This is a genomic window from Pseudomonas sp. P5_B3, assembly GCF_056400405.1.
This window is the reverse complement of record NZ_JBFULI010000013.1, coordinates 34,677-51,174: the sequence shown is the minus strand read 5'-3', so window position 1 is coordinate 51,174 and position 16,498 is coordinate 34,677. Positions and strand designations below refer to the sequence as shown.

The following is a 16,498-nucleotide window of genomic DNA, read 5'->3' as shown; positions in this document are numbered from 1 at the left end:
TGTCGGGCCGCAGAACCAACTGCAATAAGGACTCCCCATGCGCATTCTCGTGGTCAACGTCAACACCACCGAATCCATTACCCAGGCCATTGCCCGCTCGGCGCAGGCCGTCGCGTCGCCCGGCACGGAAATCGTCGGCCTCACCCCGCACTTCGGCGCCGACTCCATCGAGGGCAACTTCGAAAGTTACCTGGCAGCCATCGCGGTCATGGACCGGGTGATGTCCTACGATCAGCCTTTCGACGCTGTGATCCAGGCCGGCTATGGCGAGCATGGCCGTGAAGGCTTGCAGGAGCTGCTCAATGTGCCAGTGGTGGACATCACCGATGCCGCCGCCAGCACGGCGATGTTCCTCGGTCACGCCTACTCCGTGGTCACCACCCTCGATCGCACCGTGCCGCTGGTCGAAGATCGCCTCAAGCTCTCCGGCCTATGGGACCGTTGCGCCTCGGTACGGGCCAGTGGTTTGGCGGTGCTGGAACTGGAGCACGAACCGCAGCGCGCACTGGAGGCCATCGTGCATCAGGCCGAACTGGCGGTGACCCAGGACAAGGCCGAAGTGATTTGCCTGGGCTGCGGTGGCATGGCCGGGCTGGACGAGCAGATTCGCCGGCGTACCGGGGTACCGGTGGTGGATGGGGTGACGGCGGCGGTGACTATTGCCGAATCGTTGGTGCGGTTGGGGTTGTCGACGTCGAAAGTGCGGACTTACGCAACGCCGCGGCCGAAGAACATCATTGGCTGGCCGGGGCGGTTTGCCCGGTAGACCGCGGCGCCCCGATCGCGAGCAAGCTCGCTCCCACAGGTTTTGCGTCGCGCCTCAGTGATGTGTACGACGCAAAACCTGTGGGAGCGTGGCTTGCCCGCGATGGCCGCACCTCGGTCTGGAGCCAAACTCAAACCGCACTGAACCTCTGCCCCAACCCCCGCTCGGCAAACTGCTCAATGATGAAATCGACAAACGCCCGGGTTTTGCCGGGCAGCAGTTTATGTTCAGCGTAGTAGACAGAAATGTTGCCGTCGTCGACATACCAGTCCGGCAACACCCGCTGCAACGTCCCCGCCTCCAGATAACCCACGGCAAACGGCATGCTCACCAAGGCAATGCCCAAACCCTGGGTCGCCGTGGCGCAGGCGGCTTCCGAATCGCTCATGGTCATCCGCGCCTTGAGGGTCAATGGACTGTGTTGCTGACTACGACTGGTCAACTGCCAGGAACGCACGCGACCGGTCTGCGGCGAGCGAATGAGGATGCCATCGTGATACTTGAGATCGTCCGGCTCGACGATTGCCTCCTGCGCCGCCAGATACTCGGTGGAAGCCACCAACACGCGATGGGCCGGTGTCAGCTTGCGCGCCACCACGCCCTGAGGCAGTTCGAATCCGCCGCCAATCGCGGCGTCGAAGCCCTGGGCAATCAGGTCGACCTGTCGGTTGTCGAAATGCCAGTCCGGGTTGATTGCCGGAAAGCGCCGCAGAAATTCCCCCAGCAACGGCACGATGTACAAGCGCCCGAACACCGTGCCCATGCTGACCTTTAATGTTCCGGCAGGACGCCCTCCGGCGCTGGCGAGATTGGCCACGGCATTCTGGATGGTGTGCAGGCTGCCGCTGACTTCGCCGAGAAACAACTGGCCGGCCTCCGTCAGCGTCAGGCTGCGAGTGCTGCGCTGAAACAATCTGACGCCCAGGCGCGCTTCAAGCTTGGCGACGCTCTTGCCTACCGCCGCCGGTGTCAGGCTCAGACGCCGCGCGGCCTCGGCGAAGCTGCCGACCTCAGCGCTGCGCACAAAGCATTCGATACTGCTGAAGGTTTCCATAGTCGCCACTATAAACTTTTGGTTTACACAGACTATCGCAATTATGGTCTACACAGCATGGAATCCTGAATCGATACTAGGCTCCATCAACCGGGACATCTCGCCTCGGGACTTGGAGATCGACATGACTACTCAGAACCTCAGCGGCAAAGTGGCATTGATTCAAGGTGGTTCCCGCGGTATCGGCGCTGCCATCGTCAAGCGCCTGGCCGCTGAAGGCGCGACCGTTGCCTTCACTTATGTCAGTTCCACGGCCAAGGCCGAAGAACTGCAAGACAGCATCACCGCCAACGGCGGCAAGGCTCTGGCCATCAAGGCCGACAGCGCCGACGCCGAGGCCATTCGCAGCGCCGTGTCCGCCACGGTAGAGACCTTTGGTCGCCTGGATATCCTGGTCAACAATGCCGGCGTGCTGGCCGTCGCACCGCTGGCCGAGTTCAAACTCGAAGACTTCGACCAGACCCTGGCCATCAATGTGCGCAGCGTATTCATCGCCACCCAGGCCGCCGCCAAATACATGACCGAAGGCGGACGCATCATCAACATCGGTAGCACCAACGCCGACCGCATGCCCTTCGCCGGTGGCGGCCCATACGCAATGAGCAAGTCGGCACTGGTCGGCCTGACCAAAGGCCTGGCCCGTGATCTCGGCCCGCAGGGCATCACCATCAATAACGTACAACCGGGTCCGGTCGACACCGACATGAACCCGGCCCACGGCGAATTTGCAGAAAGCCTGATTCCGCTGATGGCCGTGGGCCGCTACGGCAAGGCCGAAGAAATCGCCAGCTTCGTCGCCTACCTCGCCAGCCCTGAAGCCGGCTACATCACGGGGGCCAGCCTGACCATCGACGGTGGTTTCGGCGCCTGATTCGAATCTGCCAACTGCAATAACTGTGGGAGCAGGCTCGCTCCCACATTTTCAGTCGTCAGATCCATTCCAGCGCCGGCAAACCAAAAGCACTCGGCACAAACGCCTTCAACGTACGAAGAATGCCATCGGCATGTGCGTACCTGGCGTCGGCCATTGCCGCATCCGGAATCGCAATCGCCGTCATCCCCGCCGCTTTCGCCGCAGTGACACCGAAAGGCGAATCCTCGAATACCAGGCAGTCTTCGGGTGCAACGCCCAGGCGCCGCGCCGCCGTCAGGAAAATATCCGGTGCCGGTTTGGCCGCACCCACCTCGGGGTCATCGGCGGTGACGATGAAGTCGAACAAGGCGAACCAGTCGCGGTGCAAGGTGGTTTTCTGGCCGAACGACTGGCTCGAAGAACTGGTGCCGACGGCAATGGGAATGTTGTTGGCCTTCAGATGCCGTACCAGCTCCTGTGCGCCAGGCATCGCTTGCGCTGCAGGAAAGCGCTCGCGCATCAACGGCTCACGGATCACCAGAAACTCTTGCGCCGTAATCGGCAAGTCCAGCGCTTGAACCACATAGCGCGCCAGATCGCCCGCGCCCCGGCCAATGATGTTCTGTTTGATGCTCCAGTCGAAGGTTCGGCCGTAACGCGCGGCGATGATGGACGTGACTTCGGTGTAGATGCCCTCTGTGTCCAGCAACAAGCCGTCCATATCGAAAATCACGGCCTTGATCGGGMCGAATGCTTTCAGTGGTGCATTCATCGCATCTGATCCGTTTTTCTAAGGCATCCCGGGCAGCTCAGGTACGGCCTGATGCCCGAATGGATTAAAGGATTCAGCAGCATAGCGAGCGCCGCTGGCTTAGAGCAACGATGAAATCCCGATCCACGCCGAATGGCTCTGCGTGATTTAGCGAATCGCCCTACAGCAAACACCAACTTTCCCGACTTCTTTCCTTGAAGATCCTCCGCAGAGTCTGATGTCCTACATTCCGCCAAGCGAAAGTCCGCAGATGTTCGATCCCCAAAAGGTATTGGCATGCCCCGCGAGCGGCCCTCTGACACTTCGCTCCGGCAAGCATGAACACCACGACGACGCCTCCAGACAGGCAAAAAACCCCAACGGCGACTGTGCTGACACCGTCGAGCACACCGCCACCCACAACTGCCCGGTGTCGATGGTCACTGGCGAGGTATTGCTGACCCTCACGGACAGCACCCTCGACGGGATCTTGCCGTTCGACTTCACCCGCATCTATCGCACCAGTGCCGTCGAGCTCGACACCGGCCTCGGTTTTGGCTGGAGCCATTCGCTGTCCCAGCACCTGGAACTCCACGACGAGCAGGTGCTGTGGATCGACCCCGAAAACCACCGCACGCCATTTCCACGGCCGACGGCGACGCGCCCGGTGATCCACAACAGCCTGTCGCGGGCGGCGCTTTATCTCGGCGAGGAGCCGGACGAACTGATCCTCGCCCTGGCCGGCGACCGAGCGCGGTTCTACCACTTTCATGACGGCCGGCTCAGCGCGATCAGCGACGCCTACGGCAACCGCGTGACGGTGCAGCGGGACCGCTTTGACCGAATCCAACGCCTGGACAACGGCGCCGACCGCGCCTTGCTGCTGCGTTACGACCTCAAGCACCTGATGGCCGTCGATTATCAGGTGTTTCAGCGCAGCGGCCTCGAGGCGCACACCTGGCGCACCGAACAGACACTGGTCAGCTACCGCTACGACGCCCGCCAGCGTCTGATCGAGGCGACCAATGCCGCGGGTGAAAGCGAGCGCTATGACTACGACGAGCAGCACGTCATCCTGCAACGGCAACTGGCCGGCGGCGCGAGTTTCTTCTGGGCGTGGGAACGCTCCGGCAAGGCAGCCCGCTGCATCCATCACTGGGCCTCGTTTGCGCAGATGGAGGTGCGTTACGCCTGGGACGATCAAGGCTGCGTGACGGTGAGCAACGCAGACGGTAGCGAAGAGGTTTACGTTCATGACGACCGCGCGCGGTTGGTGCGCCGGGTCGGGCTGGACGGCGGTGAGCAGCACAAGGCCTACGACGATCAGGGCCGCCTGATCGTCGAGCAGGACGCCCTCGGCGCCGTCACCGAATACCATTATGACGAGGTCGGCCGGCTGATCGCGCTGCTTGCGCCGGATGAGGCGCTCACGTCCTACGAGTATCGCAACGGTTTCCTGCATACCCGCACCCGCGGTCAGGCGACATGGAGCTACCAGCGCAATGCCCAGGGCGACATCACTGCCGTCACCGATCCCGACGGACAGATCATCCGCTATTTCTACGACTCGCAGGGGCGCTTGCTGACGATCCGTTTCCCCGACCAGAGCAGTCACCGGTTTGTCTGGAACGCCTTGGGACAGTTGCTGGAAGAGACCCTGCCGGACGGTGCCCAGCGCACTTTTTCCTACAATGCGTTGGGACGGCGGATTACCCGGCAGAACGAACACGGTGCCGTCACCGGTTATGAGTGGGACGCCGTGGGCCGACTGACCCGGACCACACTGCCCACCGGTGCCCGCCGTGCCTGTCGCTACAACGCCTACGGCCAGGTCACCGCCGACACCGACGAACTGGGACGGGTAACCCGTTACGAATACGCCGACGACTTGCACTTGGTCAGCCGTCGAATCAACCCCGACGGCAGCGCGCTGAAATACCGCTACGACCATGCGCAATTGTTGCTCACCGAGATCGAAAACGAGGTCGGCGACACCTACCGGATGGATTACACCCCAGGCGGATTGATCCGACAGGAGACCGGCTTTGATGGTCGTCGTACCGCCTACAGCTACGACCTCAATGGCCAGTTGCTGGAGAAAACCGAGTTTGGCGACGACGGTTCGCTGCTGGTTACCGCTTATCAACGTGACAGTGCTGGGCGGTTACTGGTCAAAACCTTGCCCGACGGGGTCAAGGTCGAGTACCGCTACGACAGTCTCGGGCGGCTGATCAGTGTCGATGACGGCGAGAACCATCCGCTGGCGTTCGAATACGATCGCCAGGACCGGCTGATCACCGAACATCAGGGCTGGGGCACCCTGCGTTACGGCTACGACGCCTGCGGTCGGCTCAAGCGCCTGCGCCTGCCGGACGCCTGTGCCCTCATCTACCATCACGCCAAGGGGGGCGCCCTCACTGACATCGACCTCAATGGCACGCGCCTGACCAGCCATCGTTTTGTCGGCGGGCGCGAACAGCAACGCCAGCAGGGCCTGCTGCTCAGCGATTACGCCTACGACGAGCAAGGCCGTTTGCAGGCCCATGCCGTCAGCCAAAAGCAACGACCGCTGTATCGCCGCAAGTATGCCTACAGCATCAAGGGCAACCTCCTGCAGATTGCCGACAGCCGCCACGGTTCACGTCACTACCAATACGATGCGCTCGACCGCCTGACCGGCGTACGCCACGCCCGCGACCAGTTCGCGGAGAACTTCACCCACGACCCGGCCGGCAACCTGCTGATCCACGACCGCCCCGGCCCGTGTGTGCTCCAGGGCAACCGTTTGCGTCGACGTTACGACAGCCACTACGACTACGACGCCTTCGGCAACCTGATCCGCGAATGCCGCGGTATGCCGACCCAGGTCACCGAATACACCTACGACAGCCAGCACCGCCTGATCGGCGTCAGCACCCCGGACGGTAAACGTGTCAGCTACCGCTACGACGCGTTCGGCCGGCGCATCGGCAAAACCGTCGACGGCCAGACCACGCAATTCTTCTGGCAAGGCGACCAACTCATCGCCGAAAGCGGTCCCCGACACTACCGCAGCTACGTCTATGAGCCCGGCAGCTTCCGTCCGCTGGCGCTGCTCGACGGCAAAGGCCGGGAAGACGCCTGCCCGTTCTACTACCAACTCGACCACCTCGGCACCCCGCAGGAACTGACCAGCTACACCGGCGTCATCGTCTGGTCGGCCAAATACACCGCCCACGGCAAACTGCGCGAACTGAGCCACGGCGACGGCGACGGCGAACGACTCGAACAGCCGCTACGGTTTCAGGGGCAATACTTCGACGCTGAGAGCGGTCTGCACTACAACCGGCATCGCTATTACCATCCGGACATCGGTCGTTATCTGACGCCGAATCCGGTCAAGTTGGCCGCAGGGTTGAACCCGTATCGGTACACCCGGAACCCGACTGGGTGGGTTGATCCGTTGGGGTCGAGGGGGAACTGTCCACTGGCGAACAAGGCCGGGGGCTCGGCGACAGATGGGGTGGGCGGGGCAAAGGTTGATGAGGGTGAACCCAATGCGCCCTCTCCAATACCTCAAAACCGATACTTGCATCACGCAGACTCAGGCCACGACTTATCGAGGACTGGGCGATGGACGCATTCGATCAGCTAGACAACCGGTCAATCCGGCAACATGGTTCGATCAATCTTCGTCCTCCTCCTCATCTTCCCACTCAATATTCCCCACATCGCCCAAATCATCAGCATCGTTAAGCGGTACCGTCGCATCATCCATCAGCGATCCCGGATCTTCATTGCCGGGATCGTTGATGGATGGCAGTCCGCTCGAGCCTTTTTCTTCCTTGCCTTCGGTTTTCGCAGTCATGGGATGCCTCGCTCAGTCAGTGATGCTTTTTGTGGTGCTTGTTCGAGTGTTTATAACCGTTACCGGAATGGGAGTGACCGCTGTCAGTCCCCAGATCATTGCCGACCGCACCGCCGGCTGCACCGCCCAGGCCTGCGCCGATTGCCGATCCGGTCGAACCGCCAAGACTGTTGCCAACCACCGATCCACCCGCCGCACCCAAACCACCGCCTATCGCTGCCTCGGTACGGCTGTGCCTGGGCGCGGCAACGGCACTACCGGCCGCTCCGCCAACACCCGCACCAATCGCTGCGCCAGTACTGCCGCCCACCTGGCCACCAACCACATTGCCCAACACCCCACCAAGACCACCGCCCACCGCGGCATCTCCATTACCTCCCGCCAGCGCCACCTGCGAGACCAGCAATCCAAAAACAATCGCCGGCAACATTAATCGCCGAGCGCTCAGGCTTCCGTTTCTTTTGCCGCTGGTTTTCGAGTCCATGGTACGCCTCACATTCTTCAAGGGTTTGGAAGGTTTGAGCCGCTGCGGTGTAAAACGTTCATATACGAAAAAGCCCGGCATCAAGCCGGGCTCTTTTCAAATATGAATCAGGATCAGTGACGCTTATGACCATTGGCCAGGTTGCTGCCTACGCCGCCGCCCAATGCACCGCCCAGACCCGCACCGATGGTGGCACCGGACTTGCCGCCAAGGCTGTTACCGATCACCGAACCACCGGCAGCGCCGACACCGCCACCGATAGCAGCGCTGGTGCGATGACCTTTTTTGGCGGCAACTGCGCTGCCCGCCGCGCCAGCCACGCCCGCACCAATCGCTGCGCCAGTGCTGCCGCCCATCTTCTGGCCGACCACGTTACCCAATGCGCCGCCCAAGCCACCGCCCAGCGCGGCAGTGCCGTCACCAGCCATTGCACCTTGAGCAACCAGAAGCCCCAGAACCAGAGCAGGCAGTGTTAAACGCATGACAAAAACCTCAAAAATAGGGGTAAACAAAAAAGGGGGCGAGATTGAATGCTTTTGCGCGGATAAAGTCCAGCACGCCGGTCCAACTTCGCGATTGGCGACGGTTGGACAGCATTTACCGAAAAGGTTTTATCGCGGACAAAAAAAAGCCCGCTGGGGAAACGGGCCAGGTGTTGCTTTCTAACGGATGAGTCGAGATTACGGAGGGTGCTGTGAAAAGTTTGTGAAAGATCACCACTTTAAAATACTTGTCATAAAACCCTTTCAGACATCAAAAAACCCGCTAAATGACGGGGGCTGCCTAACGTTCTATTACTTCCTGACCGGTGCTGTCACCTTGGGTAAGAATTTGCCCTTCAGTACCCGGCACGCCCTGGTCTTGATCTTGCCGACCTCAGTCTGGTCCTCGCCGAAGCTGGCCACATATTGGGTCTGGCCACACTGCACGCAATTGTTGATCGGAAACTCTGCGCCATCGTCCTCGATATACGGATCTGCCATCTCTTCACCCCTTTCAAAAAGCGGGATCGACACCGGCAAGCCCTTTTGCCGAAAAAATATCGACCGCCAAGGTTTTTGAGACTAGACGGTCACTAATGGACCTGCCGTTCTTATTTCCCCGTGAGCGACGAATGGCTTCTCACCTTTCACCCCAACTTGACCGCAGTCCCGGTCACAAACACCACGACCATCCCGCCTTTGCCGGCCGGCATACTGATCTCATAATCAAGCCCGACCACTGCGTCCGCCGAAAGCGCCTCCGCCCTCTCCCTGATCTCATCGGTGGCTTGAATGCGCGCCTCCTTCAACGCCCGCTCCAGTGTTTGGGAACGCCCGCCGAAAAAATCGCGCATCCCGGCAAACACATCACGGACGACGTTGATCCCTTGCACCGACTCGGCGCTGACGATGTCCAGGTAGGCGGTAATTTGCCGGCCTTCAATGGAGTGGGTTGTGGTGGTGATCATGGGTGTTCCTTCCTGTTCAGAAATTCAGCCAGCGCATTGCCGGGAACTGGAAATAGCTGCAGTCTTCAAAACGCACAGTGCGATCAGCGGGGGGGTGGCAAACCGGCCATCCAGCCGGATCGGCTTGTTCACTGCTTAAGCATGGGCCTCGCGATCAAGAACATCAGCGACCCACTGATTGATACTTTTGTGGGCTAACTGAGCTTTCACAGCAACCGTAGCGTGAAGGGCTGGGGCCAGGCGCAGACTGAGATGGCCTGAATAGGGTTTCTGTGGGGTGCGGCCGAGTTTGGCGCAAGTCTCCAGATAATCGGTGACGGCCTCTTCGAATGCGCTGCGAAGTTCTTTGACTGACTCACCGTGAAACCCGACAACATCCTTGATGCCCGCAATGTGGCCGACGAACAGGCCGTCTTCGTCGCTGTACTCGATCCGGGCTGAGTAGCCGTTGTAGGTCATTACGCTCACGGGGTAACTCCTGCTTGTTCAAGGAAAGCCCGGGCGTCACGCACCTGGTAGGGCTTGGCTTCTTTGTCGGGGTGGGGCCGGTGAAAAGTGGCCACCACACCATTCAGTTCAAAACGTACTCGTGAACCATTGCCTTCGATGGTTCTGGCCCCTGCAGCGCCGAACAAGGATTCGATGCGGGACCACTCCATGTTTGCTGGGGCTGGTCTTGAAAATACGGCTTTGAGGGTGCTGAGCTGTTTATTATTCATGGTATTATATCATGATACCGTGCAGGGTTTAGCAACCGCGAATGACATCGCTGATGCGTGGGAGAAGCCTCTAACGCGCGCTTTAAAAAACGCCGCTTATCCAGAACAGGAAAGCGGCGTTTTCGTGTGGAAGGGTTTGTTTTGCACGGTAGGCAGGATATCGGGGTGACTCTCGCCGGGGTTGTAGGCAATTTCCTAGAGTTGCGTAAAGCGTTACGCTTGCTGCGTTTTTAGCTGGTCCCTCCCCCCACGCTAACCTATGTGGCGATCACAGAAGCGCGCCCTGTTTGCTCAGCGTTACTTAGCCAACTCAGGAGCAGGTGCACAGAGTGTTGGATTAACGCCCAGAGACATCAGCAATCAGCCCAGATCCCGGAACCTGTGGTGTTCAAATGGCGAAAGCGCTATCCGGAGGCGGGTCTTGAGGGATTGAACGACCCTGCCTCGAAGTGGCCAGCCTCGCAAGCTCAGCACTCAAAAGATGAAGAAAGCTCTTACGCTGACCACCCAGCGCGTGCCGCGTGAGGCGACGCATTGGAGTGGCAGTGATCAGAGTAGGATAAGATGCCTGCAAATCAGGCTTGCCGTGAGTAGCCCCGCATGACAGATAACAGTCGGAACACCACCCGTCTGATCAAGAAGTACCCGAATCGCCGTCTGTATGACACGCACACCAGCAGTCATTTGACCCTTGCGGATATTCGCCAATTGGTCGTCGATAGAATCCCGTTCGAGGTGGTCGACGCCAAGACTGGCGAGGATCTGACCCGAAGTATTTTGCTGCAGGTCATTCTGGAAGCCGAAAGTGGCGGTGAGCCGATATTCTCCAGCGAGATGCTCATGGGGATTATCCAGTTCTACGGTCCCTACCAGAGCGTCCTCGGCAGCTACCTGGATAAAAGCATCCAGACGGTCATCGACATCCAGTCCCAGACCGGCGCTCAGTCATCTGAAGCCTGGAGCGAGTTCATGCACCAGCAAGCACCGGTCATGCAGGATTTGATGCGCCAGTATGTCGACCAGTCAAAAGCCCTCTACCTGAACACTCAGAACCTCTTCGGCCTGTTCGGCGGCATGCCACCAGGCAAGCCAGGTGCCGGTGGCGGGCCGAAAAAAAATGGCGATGGGGAGTAAACCCATCGCCATCAGTGTAACCGCTTTAATGTGACTTACTTGTTACCGCTAGTAGCCTTGGCACCAGGAGCGGTTTTACCGGCTGCGGCGGTCGCTGCGTCAAAACTGCTCTGGGCAACGTCAGCAGCCTGTTTTACGGCATTCTGTGCGCTTTCAAAAACGGTACCGGCATTCGCCAGCGACGACTTGAACGCGGCCACAACAGGCTCGGAGCCAGCCGGTGCATTCTTGCTGATCACTTCAACGAACTCTTGCACCTGCTGGGTGCCCGCCTCGACCTGACGCGAGGTCAGTTTGGCGATTTCCGAGTGAGTGCCGACAATCAACGCTTGCACTTGGCGATTGAACTCAGCCAGGCGTTCGACTTGCACATTTGGCTGGGTGAAAGAAGTCTGGAGCTCGGTGAGCCCTTGTAGATCACGGACTGCCAGCAGCTTGCGAAAGCCGTCGAACTGCTCCTCGGTGGCGGCCTGCAATGTCTTGAACTGCAATTGGCTGAACTGTTCAACACTGGAGAAGATTTTGCCGCTGATTTGCTGCAGGAGGTCTAGGTTGGCTTTCTGAGCGTCTTGCAATTTTTCCGAGTTAAAAAAAGACATGCTTGAATCTCCTGATGCTGGAAGGCCTACATGGGCCCGAGGACGCGATAGCGATCCTGCCGGTCATCGCGCTAGCCTTAATATTGCAGTGCACAAATCCGTTTAGCAATGATTTCTTGTGCAGCGCACAAAAAATTTTCTTCTCCTGCCTCTTTTCGCTATAGACTCCTAACATCGAACAGCCAGCCAAGCCCTGCTTATTAATGAGGCGCAGGCAGCTTCTTCTCATGCATAACGCCAGGAGATCACCATGGGCCAGGAAGATATTATTGCATCGCAATATGAAAAACCCTCCTCTCAACGCGGCCTGTTCGAACACCTGAGTCATCTGCAGCAGCTCAATACCCTGAACGTCCTTGGTGCTTTGCGCCAGCGCCAGGAAAAAACCCTCGCGCCTCTGAAGCGGGGTCAGCTCAGACAACCCACGCCCACTGACTGGCAGGAATACTTCACCGACCTCGGCCAACGCAGCCTGCTGTTCTGGGACACCCTGCGCCAGCGTGGCGATAATACCCTGGCCCATGAACGCGCCGGGTATCCTCTGCTGCTCAAGTTCGATCATGAAACCCTGGTCGCAGGCTCCGACCTCCCACGCCCGGTCAACTATTCACTGTTGCGAATCCTCCCCGGACCAGAGCAAAGAATCGACAGCAACGCCCAGCCGGTGATCATCATTGACCCACGCGGCGGCCACGGCTCGGGAATCGGCGGTTTCAAACAGGATTCGGTATTAGGTGAAAGCCTCAGAGCCGGCCACCCCACCTATTTCATCTCCTTCAGTCACTCACCGCTGCCTGGGCAAACCCTGACCGATATCGTCGAAGCCCAGGCCCGGTTCATCGATGTCGTCAGCGCCCTTCACCCGGCCAACAGCAAGCCGATCATCATCGGTAACTGCCAGGCCGGCTGGGCCTTGATGGGACTGGCGGCAACACGGCCGGAACTGCCGGGATTGATCATTATCAATGGTGCCCCCTTGTCGTACTGGGCCGGTGTCAATGGACGCAATCCGATGCGCTACATCGGTGGCCTGCTGGGTGGCGGCTGGATGGCTCGCCTGGGCAGCGACCTGGGCAATGGCCGTTTCGACGGTACCTGGCTGGTCAGCAATTTCGAAAACCTGGACCCGGCCAACACCTATTGGGGCAAGTACTACCAGTTGTTCAGCCAGGTCGACAGCGAGGCTGCGCGCTTCCTCGACTTCGAACGCTGGTGGGGCAGCCCGACCCTGCTCAATGGCGAAGAGATCGAGATGATTGTCGATGACCTTTTCATCGGCAACCAGTTATCCGGCGGTCTCGGCCGCAAGAGCACCGGCATTGACCTGAAACGTATTGAAGCACCAGTGGTGGTGTTCTGTTCCTACGGAGACAACATCACCCCTCCCCAGCAGGCATTGGACTGGATCGCCGATGCCTATCCCAGCGATCTCGCTTTGCATGACGCAGGACGTACCATCGTCTACCTGCGGCACGCCAGCATCGGCCATTTAGGCATTTTTGTTTCCGGCAAAGTGGCGCGGCGCGAACACCGTGGGATGCTCGGCGCGGTCGAAACCATCAAGGCGCTGCCGGCGGGACTGTATGAAATGCTGATTGACGATCTGCCAACCTCCTCAGGCAGCGATGACATGCAATACCGAGTGCGTTTCGAATCAAGGCGAATCGCCGATATCCATGATGACGTCGAGCCGGCCCGTGATGACGATCGCGAATTCTCTCTGGTGGAGCGCGCCTCTGAAATCAACAGCGCGTTTTACGACGGGTTCATACGTCCGTGGCTACGTCAGATCGTCAACGAGCCAATTGCCGAACTGTTGCGCAGGGCGCACCCCTTCCATCAGCAGCAAGTGCTATGGAGCAGCCTGAATCCGGCGCTGTGGTGGTTAGCCGGGACCGCCTCCCAAGTGAGCAGTGATCGTCATCCTGCACGCAAAGACAACCCGCTGCTGGCCTGGCAAGCGTTGTTTTCCAACCAGATGCAAGACGCCCTGAATGCTTATCGCGATGTGCGTGACGCCACTCAGGAGCTGTGTTTTTACGGTGTTTACGGCGCACTGAGTGCCTTCACCAGCAACAAGCCTGTGCGAAATCTCCAGGCACATGCCGACCAGCTGGACCAGGCCCTGATCGAACGCCTGCAGGATGCGCYGCCTCATGGCGGCCCTCTGGAAGCATTGGTGCGGATTCTGTTTTTGCTGGGCCGCGATAGCGACAAGGCGGGCAAGGAAAGCATCGAGAAGCTGATCCAGCAGGTGCACCTGCTGGTCCAGGACTACAGCAATGAGCCCACTGCCCTGCGCGAAGCCATCCGATTGCAGAACCTGCTGGTTTTCGCCCACCCGCAGGAAAGCTTGCGCAGCCTGCCTTTGTTGCTACCAGAGGCAAAGGAGCGCCAACAGGTCCTGACAGCCGTTGGGCAATTGATGCCTGAACTGCTGGCGACCGTTGGAGCTGAAGGCGAATTCTGGCGTGAACTGCACGCGCTGCTCGAAGTCCCCCTGCCGGGCTTCAGCCTGACCCAACCACCCGGTGAAACAGTTGTCATCGCGCAGGAGCCCCCTTCGCAGCCACCTGCGGCGCCGCAGATTACACCACTGCCCGCTCCCGCCAACGTAGTCAAAGCCCCGAAGCGCAAAGCGCGCAAAGGTACAACAGGCCCCAAGCCTCAATGACCCTTCACAAGGGATTAGCGGTGAATCCGTTCGGTGAAGCCTGCGACCTTATGATCTCTGGACAGACCGATGAGGTTCATGGAACGGACCCGCGCGACTTTTTCGACCACAGGCGACAACTCGTCGGTTCGATACTGACCGGGCGTCATACCGAACCAACGGATGCACGCCTTATGGAAGCTGCTGTGATCATGGAAGCCGAGCAGGCAAGTCACATGCTTCAAGTTGAAATGAGAATGGCGCAAATAGAAGTCAGCCATCTGCCGGCGCACATCGTTCAGGACGTCCTTGAATTGCGTGCCATCCTTCTCAAGGCCTCGTTGAAGCGTTCGCTTGCTGATATTCAGTGCCGCCGCAATCGATTCCATATCGCATTGCCCTTGGCCTTGCCCCTGGCTCAAGCGCTCGGTAATCAGCGCGCGAATCCTGCCAACGATAGAGTAACCGGACAACAGGTCCAATTGAGCCTCGGCAAAACTGTCATGGAGCGTGGCCAACGCCTCGTTGGCCATGCTCAACGGACTCAGAAGCTCCTGGCCATCGAACAGGATGCTGTCATATGCCGCCCCGAAACGCAGCGGACAGCCAAAAAGCCGCTGATGCTCCGACGTGTCTTCAGGTTCGGGATAAGTGAACTCCACACTCAACGGTTGCGGTGACTTGCCACCTGCCAGCCAATGGCAGAAACCCAGCAGCGAAGCCAAGGCTGCATCCGTGTATTGCCGGGGTTTGACCGAGCCATGTTGCCGATGATCGAGATTGGCCAATCGGTAATGCTGCTGCTCCTTGACAAGGAAAAGGCTGAATCCGGTACCAATCAACGGGCTGAAACGAACCAGACGTTCAAGCGCCCTTTTCAGATTCGAACTGGACATCATCGTGTAGCCCACGATCTGAAAACTACTGGGATGGAATTCCCCGTAGGCTTTCAAACCGATATTCAGATCATCCGAAGCCTGAGCAGCCAGGTCCCAAAGACGATAGATAATGCTTCGCTCGCAGAATGCTCCTGGTTGACTCACGAACCCGACATCCAGTCCCGCCTCCTGGCACAGACCGGCAAGGTCCAGTCCTTGGGCCAGAAACGTATTCGCCAGCATGCTGGCATAACCCGAACTCATTCTATACATGGCGTCCTCATTGACCAATGGAACCGAACGTCCTGTCCGGAGCCGATACTGACATGCACTGAACATATTTCAACAGTGTTTCAGGAATATTAACTATCCATTGAGTTTTAAGAGTTGATCCAAGTATGGGTGCTCCTCATTTTTTTGCCAGCAGGCCAAAACACCCGCGTGGCACCGATGGACAGGAGAACGTCACCTTCAAACACTTCCGCACGGCCCGTCGATATCGAACAATCTTCTCTCCTGCAGCGCAAAAAAATGGAGTAGATGTATGGAATCGCGTAGTCGCATTGCTTTGGTAACGGGTGGTATGGGCGGTATCGGTACGGCAATCAGCCAACGTCTATACAAGGAAGGATTCAAGGTAATCGTCGGCTGCAGCTCTGATTCCAGCCGCAAGAACGACTGGCGTGCCAGCCAACTGGAGGCAGGTTACGAGTTCGAGTTCATCTATGGGGACGTCACCGATTGGGAGTCAACCCGCAAGGCTTTCGAGATGGCCCGTGAACAATTCGGCCCGATCGATGTGCTGGTCAACAACGCCGGCATCACCCGCGACGCGTCTTTTCGCAAGCTCACCCCGGAAGACTGGAACAGCGTGATCGGGACCAACCTGACGGGCTTGTTCAACACCACCAAGCAAGTCATTGAAGGCATGTTGTCCAAAGGCTGGGGGCGGATCATCAATATCTCCTCCATCAACGGTCAGCGTGGCCAGTTCGGTCAGACCAACTACTCCGCCGCCAAGGCTGGCATCCATGGTTTCACCATGGCACTGGCCCGGGAAGTCTCCGGCAAGGGCGTGACCGTCAATACCGTATCCCCAGGCTACATCCAGACCTCCATGACCGCGGCAATTCGTCCGGACATTCTGGAAGGCATGATCGCAGCAACTCCGGTTGGTCGCCTTGGCCAACCCGAAGAGATCGCCTCAATCGTGGCCTGGCTGGCATCCGATGAGTCCGCCTACAGCACCGGTGCCGATTTCTCGGTAAACGGCGGCATGAACATGCAATAACCCCCGATCAGGGCAGGAA

At 59.0% G+C, this 16,498-nt stretch carries 17 protein-coding genes and 1 pseudogene; 7 read left to right on the top strand and 11 right to left on the bottom strand.

The window, feature by feature from the left end; genetic code table 11:
• The first annotated feature begins 37 nt into the window (after window positions 1-37).
• Window positions 38-766 carry an aspartate/glutamate racemase family protein gene (locus AC1DRN_RS10630; RefSeq protein WP_223462948.1) on the top strand — a complete coding sequence of 243 codons (729 nt, stop codon included), beginning with the start codon at window positions 38-40 and terminating at the stop codon, window positions 764-766.
• Window positions 767-896: 130 nt separating this feature from the next.
• On the opposite strand, the gene AC1DRN_RS10625 is transcribed toward AC1DRN_RS10630, so the two are convergent.
• On the bottom strand, window positions 897-1,820 hold the full coding sequence (locus AC1DRN_RS10625; protein ID WP_223462949.1) for a LysR family transcriptional regulator: 924 nt from the start codon (window positions 1,818-1,820) through the stop codon (window positions 897-899).
• A 124-nt stretch (window positions 1,821-1,944) separates the two neighbouring features.
• Between AC1DRN_RS10625 and AC1DRN_RS10620 the strand changes: the two genes are divergently transcribed.
• Entirely contained in the window at window positions 1,945-2,691 is a 747-nt protein-coding gene (locus tag AC1DRN_RS10620) for a 3-oxoacyl-ACP reductase family protein (RefSeq protein ID WP_223462950.1), read from the top strand.
• Window positions 2,692-2,749: 58 nt separating this feature from the next.
• On the opposite strand, the gene AC1DRN_RS10615 is transcribed toward AC1DRN_RS10620, so the two are convergent.
• On the bottom strand, window positions 2,750-3,445 hold the full coding sequence (locus tag AC1DRN_RS10615; RefSeq protein WP_477786703.1) for an HAD-IA family hydrolase: 696 nt from the start codon (window positions 3,443-3,445) through the stop codon (window positions 2,750-2,752).
• 415 nt (window positions 3,446-3,860) lie between these two features.
• Here AC1DRN_RS10615 and AC1DRN_RS10610 point away from each other — a divergent pair, with 415 nt between their 5' ends.
• Entirely contained in the window at window positions 3,861-7,058 is a 3,198-nt protein-coding gene (locus AC1DRN_RS10610) for an RHS repeat-associated core domain-containing protein (protein WP_457266106.1), read from the top strand.
• Between the two features lie 30 nt (window positions 7,059-7,088).
• On the opposite strand, the gene AC1DRN_RS10605 is transcribed toward AC1DRN_RS10610, so the two are convergent.
• The 7 genes from AC1DRN_RS10605 to AC1DRN_RS10575 form a co-directional block, all read right to left on the bottom strand.
• On the bottom strand, window positions 7,089-7,271 hold the full coding sequence (locus AC1DRN_RS10605) for a hypothetical protein (protein ID WP_223462222.1): 183 nt from the start codon (window positions 7,269-7,271) through the stop codon (window positions 7,089-7,091).
• A gap of 16 nt (window positions 7,272-7,287) precedes the next feature.
• Complete coding sequence (locus AC1DRN_RS10600; protein ID WP_223462221.1) at window positions 7,288-7,755, bottom strand: glycine zipper domain-containing protein; 468 nt, start codon at window positions 7,753-7,755, stop codon at window positions 7,288-7,290.
• A gap of 113 nt (window positions 7,756-7,868) precedes the next feature.
• Window positions 7,869-8,237, bottom strand: coding sequence for a hypothetical protein (locus AC1DRN_RS10595; protein WP_007988063.1), 369 nt, complete (start codon window positions 8,235-8,237; stop codon window positions 7,869-7,871).
• 312 nt (window positions 8,238-8,549) lie between these two features.
• Complete coding sequence (locus AC1DRN_RS10590) at window positions 8,550-8,738, bottom strand: hypothetical protein (protein ID WP_015096086.1); 189 nt, start codon at window positions 8,736-8,738, stop codon at window positions 8,550-8,552.
• Window positions 8,739-8,884: 146 nt separating this feature from the next.
• Window positions 8,885-9,205: a YbjQ family protein gene (locus AC1DRN_RS10585; protein ID WP_223462220.1), complete on the bottom strand. Its 321-nt coding sequence runs from the start codon at window positions 9,203-9,205 to the stop codon at window positions 8,885-8,887.
• A gap of 135 nt (window positions 9,206-9,340) precedes the next feature.
• Window positions 9,341-9,673: a type II toxin-antitoxin system HicB family antitoxin gene (locus tag AC1DRN_RS10580; RefSeq protein WP_223462219.1), complete on the bottom strand. Its 333-nt coding sequence runs from the start codon at window positions 9,671-9,673 to the stop codon at window positions 9,341-9,343.
• Entirely contained in the window at window positions 9,670-9,924 is a 255-nt protein-coding gene (locus AC1DRN_RS10575; RefSeq protein ID WP_223462218.1) for a type II toxin-antitoxin system HicA family toxin, read from the bottom strand. Before AC1DRN_RS10575 ends, AC1DRN_RS10580 begins: the two co-directional genes overlap by 4 nt.
• A gap of 334 nt (window positions 9,925-10,258) precedes the next feature.
• Here AC1DRN_RS10575 and AC1DRN_RS10570 point away from each other — a divergent pair.
• Window positions 10,259-10,465 (top strand): annotated as a pseudogene (locus AC1DRN_RS10570) (helix-turn-helix domain-containing protein); the annotation flags it as partial.
• A 59-nt stretch (window positions 10,466-10,524) separates the two neighbouring features.
• Window positions 10,525-11,058 (top strand): polyhydroxyalkanoate synthesis repressor PhaR, encoded by a 534-nt coding sequence (phaR, locus tag AC1DRN_RS10565; protein WP_223462217.1) that lies wholly within the window; start codon window positions 10,525-10,527, stop codon window positions 11,056-11,058.
• A gap of 35 nt (window positions 11,059-11,093) precedes the next feature.
• Here phaR and phaP read toward each other — a convergent pair whose 3' ends face one another.
• On the bottom strand, window positions 11,094-11,657 hold the full coding sequence (gene phaP, locus AC1DRN_RS10560) for a TIGR01841 family phasin (protein ID WP_223462216.1): 564 nt from the start codon (window positions 11,655-11,657) through the stop codon (window positions 11,094-11,096).
• A 250-nt stretch (window positions 11,658-11,907) separates the two neighbouring features.
• Between phaP and AC1DRN_RS10555 the strand changes: the two genes are divergently transcribed.
• The gene (locus tag AC1DRN_RS10555; protein WP_477786702.1) at window positions 11,908-14,331 is read left to right on the top strand and encodes a DUF3141 domain-containing protein; all 2,424 of its coding nucleotides are present in this window, start codon (window positions 11,908-11,910) and stop codon (window positions 14,329-14,331) included.
• 14 nt (window positions 14,332-14,345) lie between these two features.
• Here the strand turns inward: AC1DRN_RS10555 and AC1DRN_RS10550 are convergent, their stop codons facing one another.
• Window positions 14,346-15,461, bottom strand: coding sequence for an AraC family transcriptional regulator (locus AC1DRN_RS10550; protein WP_317851125.1), 1,116 nt, complete (start codon window positions 15,459-15,461; stop codon window positions 14,346-14,348).
• A gap of 271 nt (window positions 15,462-15,732) precedes the next feature.
• On the opposite strand from AC1DRN_RS10550, the gene phbB reads away from it, so the two are divergent.
• On the top strand, window positions 15,733-16,479 hold the full coding sequence (phbB, locus tag AC1DRN_RS10545) for an acetoacetyl-CoA reductase (RefSeq protein WP_007988010.1): 747 nt from the start codon (window positions 15,733-15,735) through the stop codon (window positions 16,477-16,479).
• The last annotated feature ends 19 nt before the right edge of the window (window positions 16,480-16,498 follow it).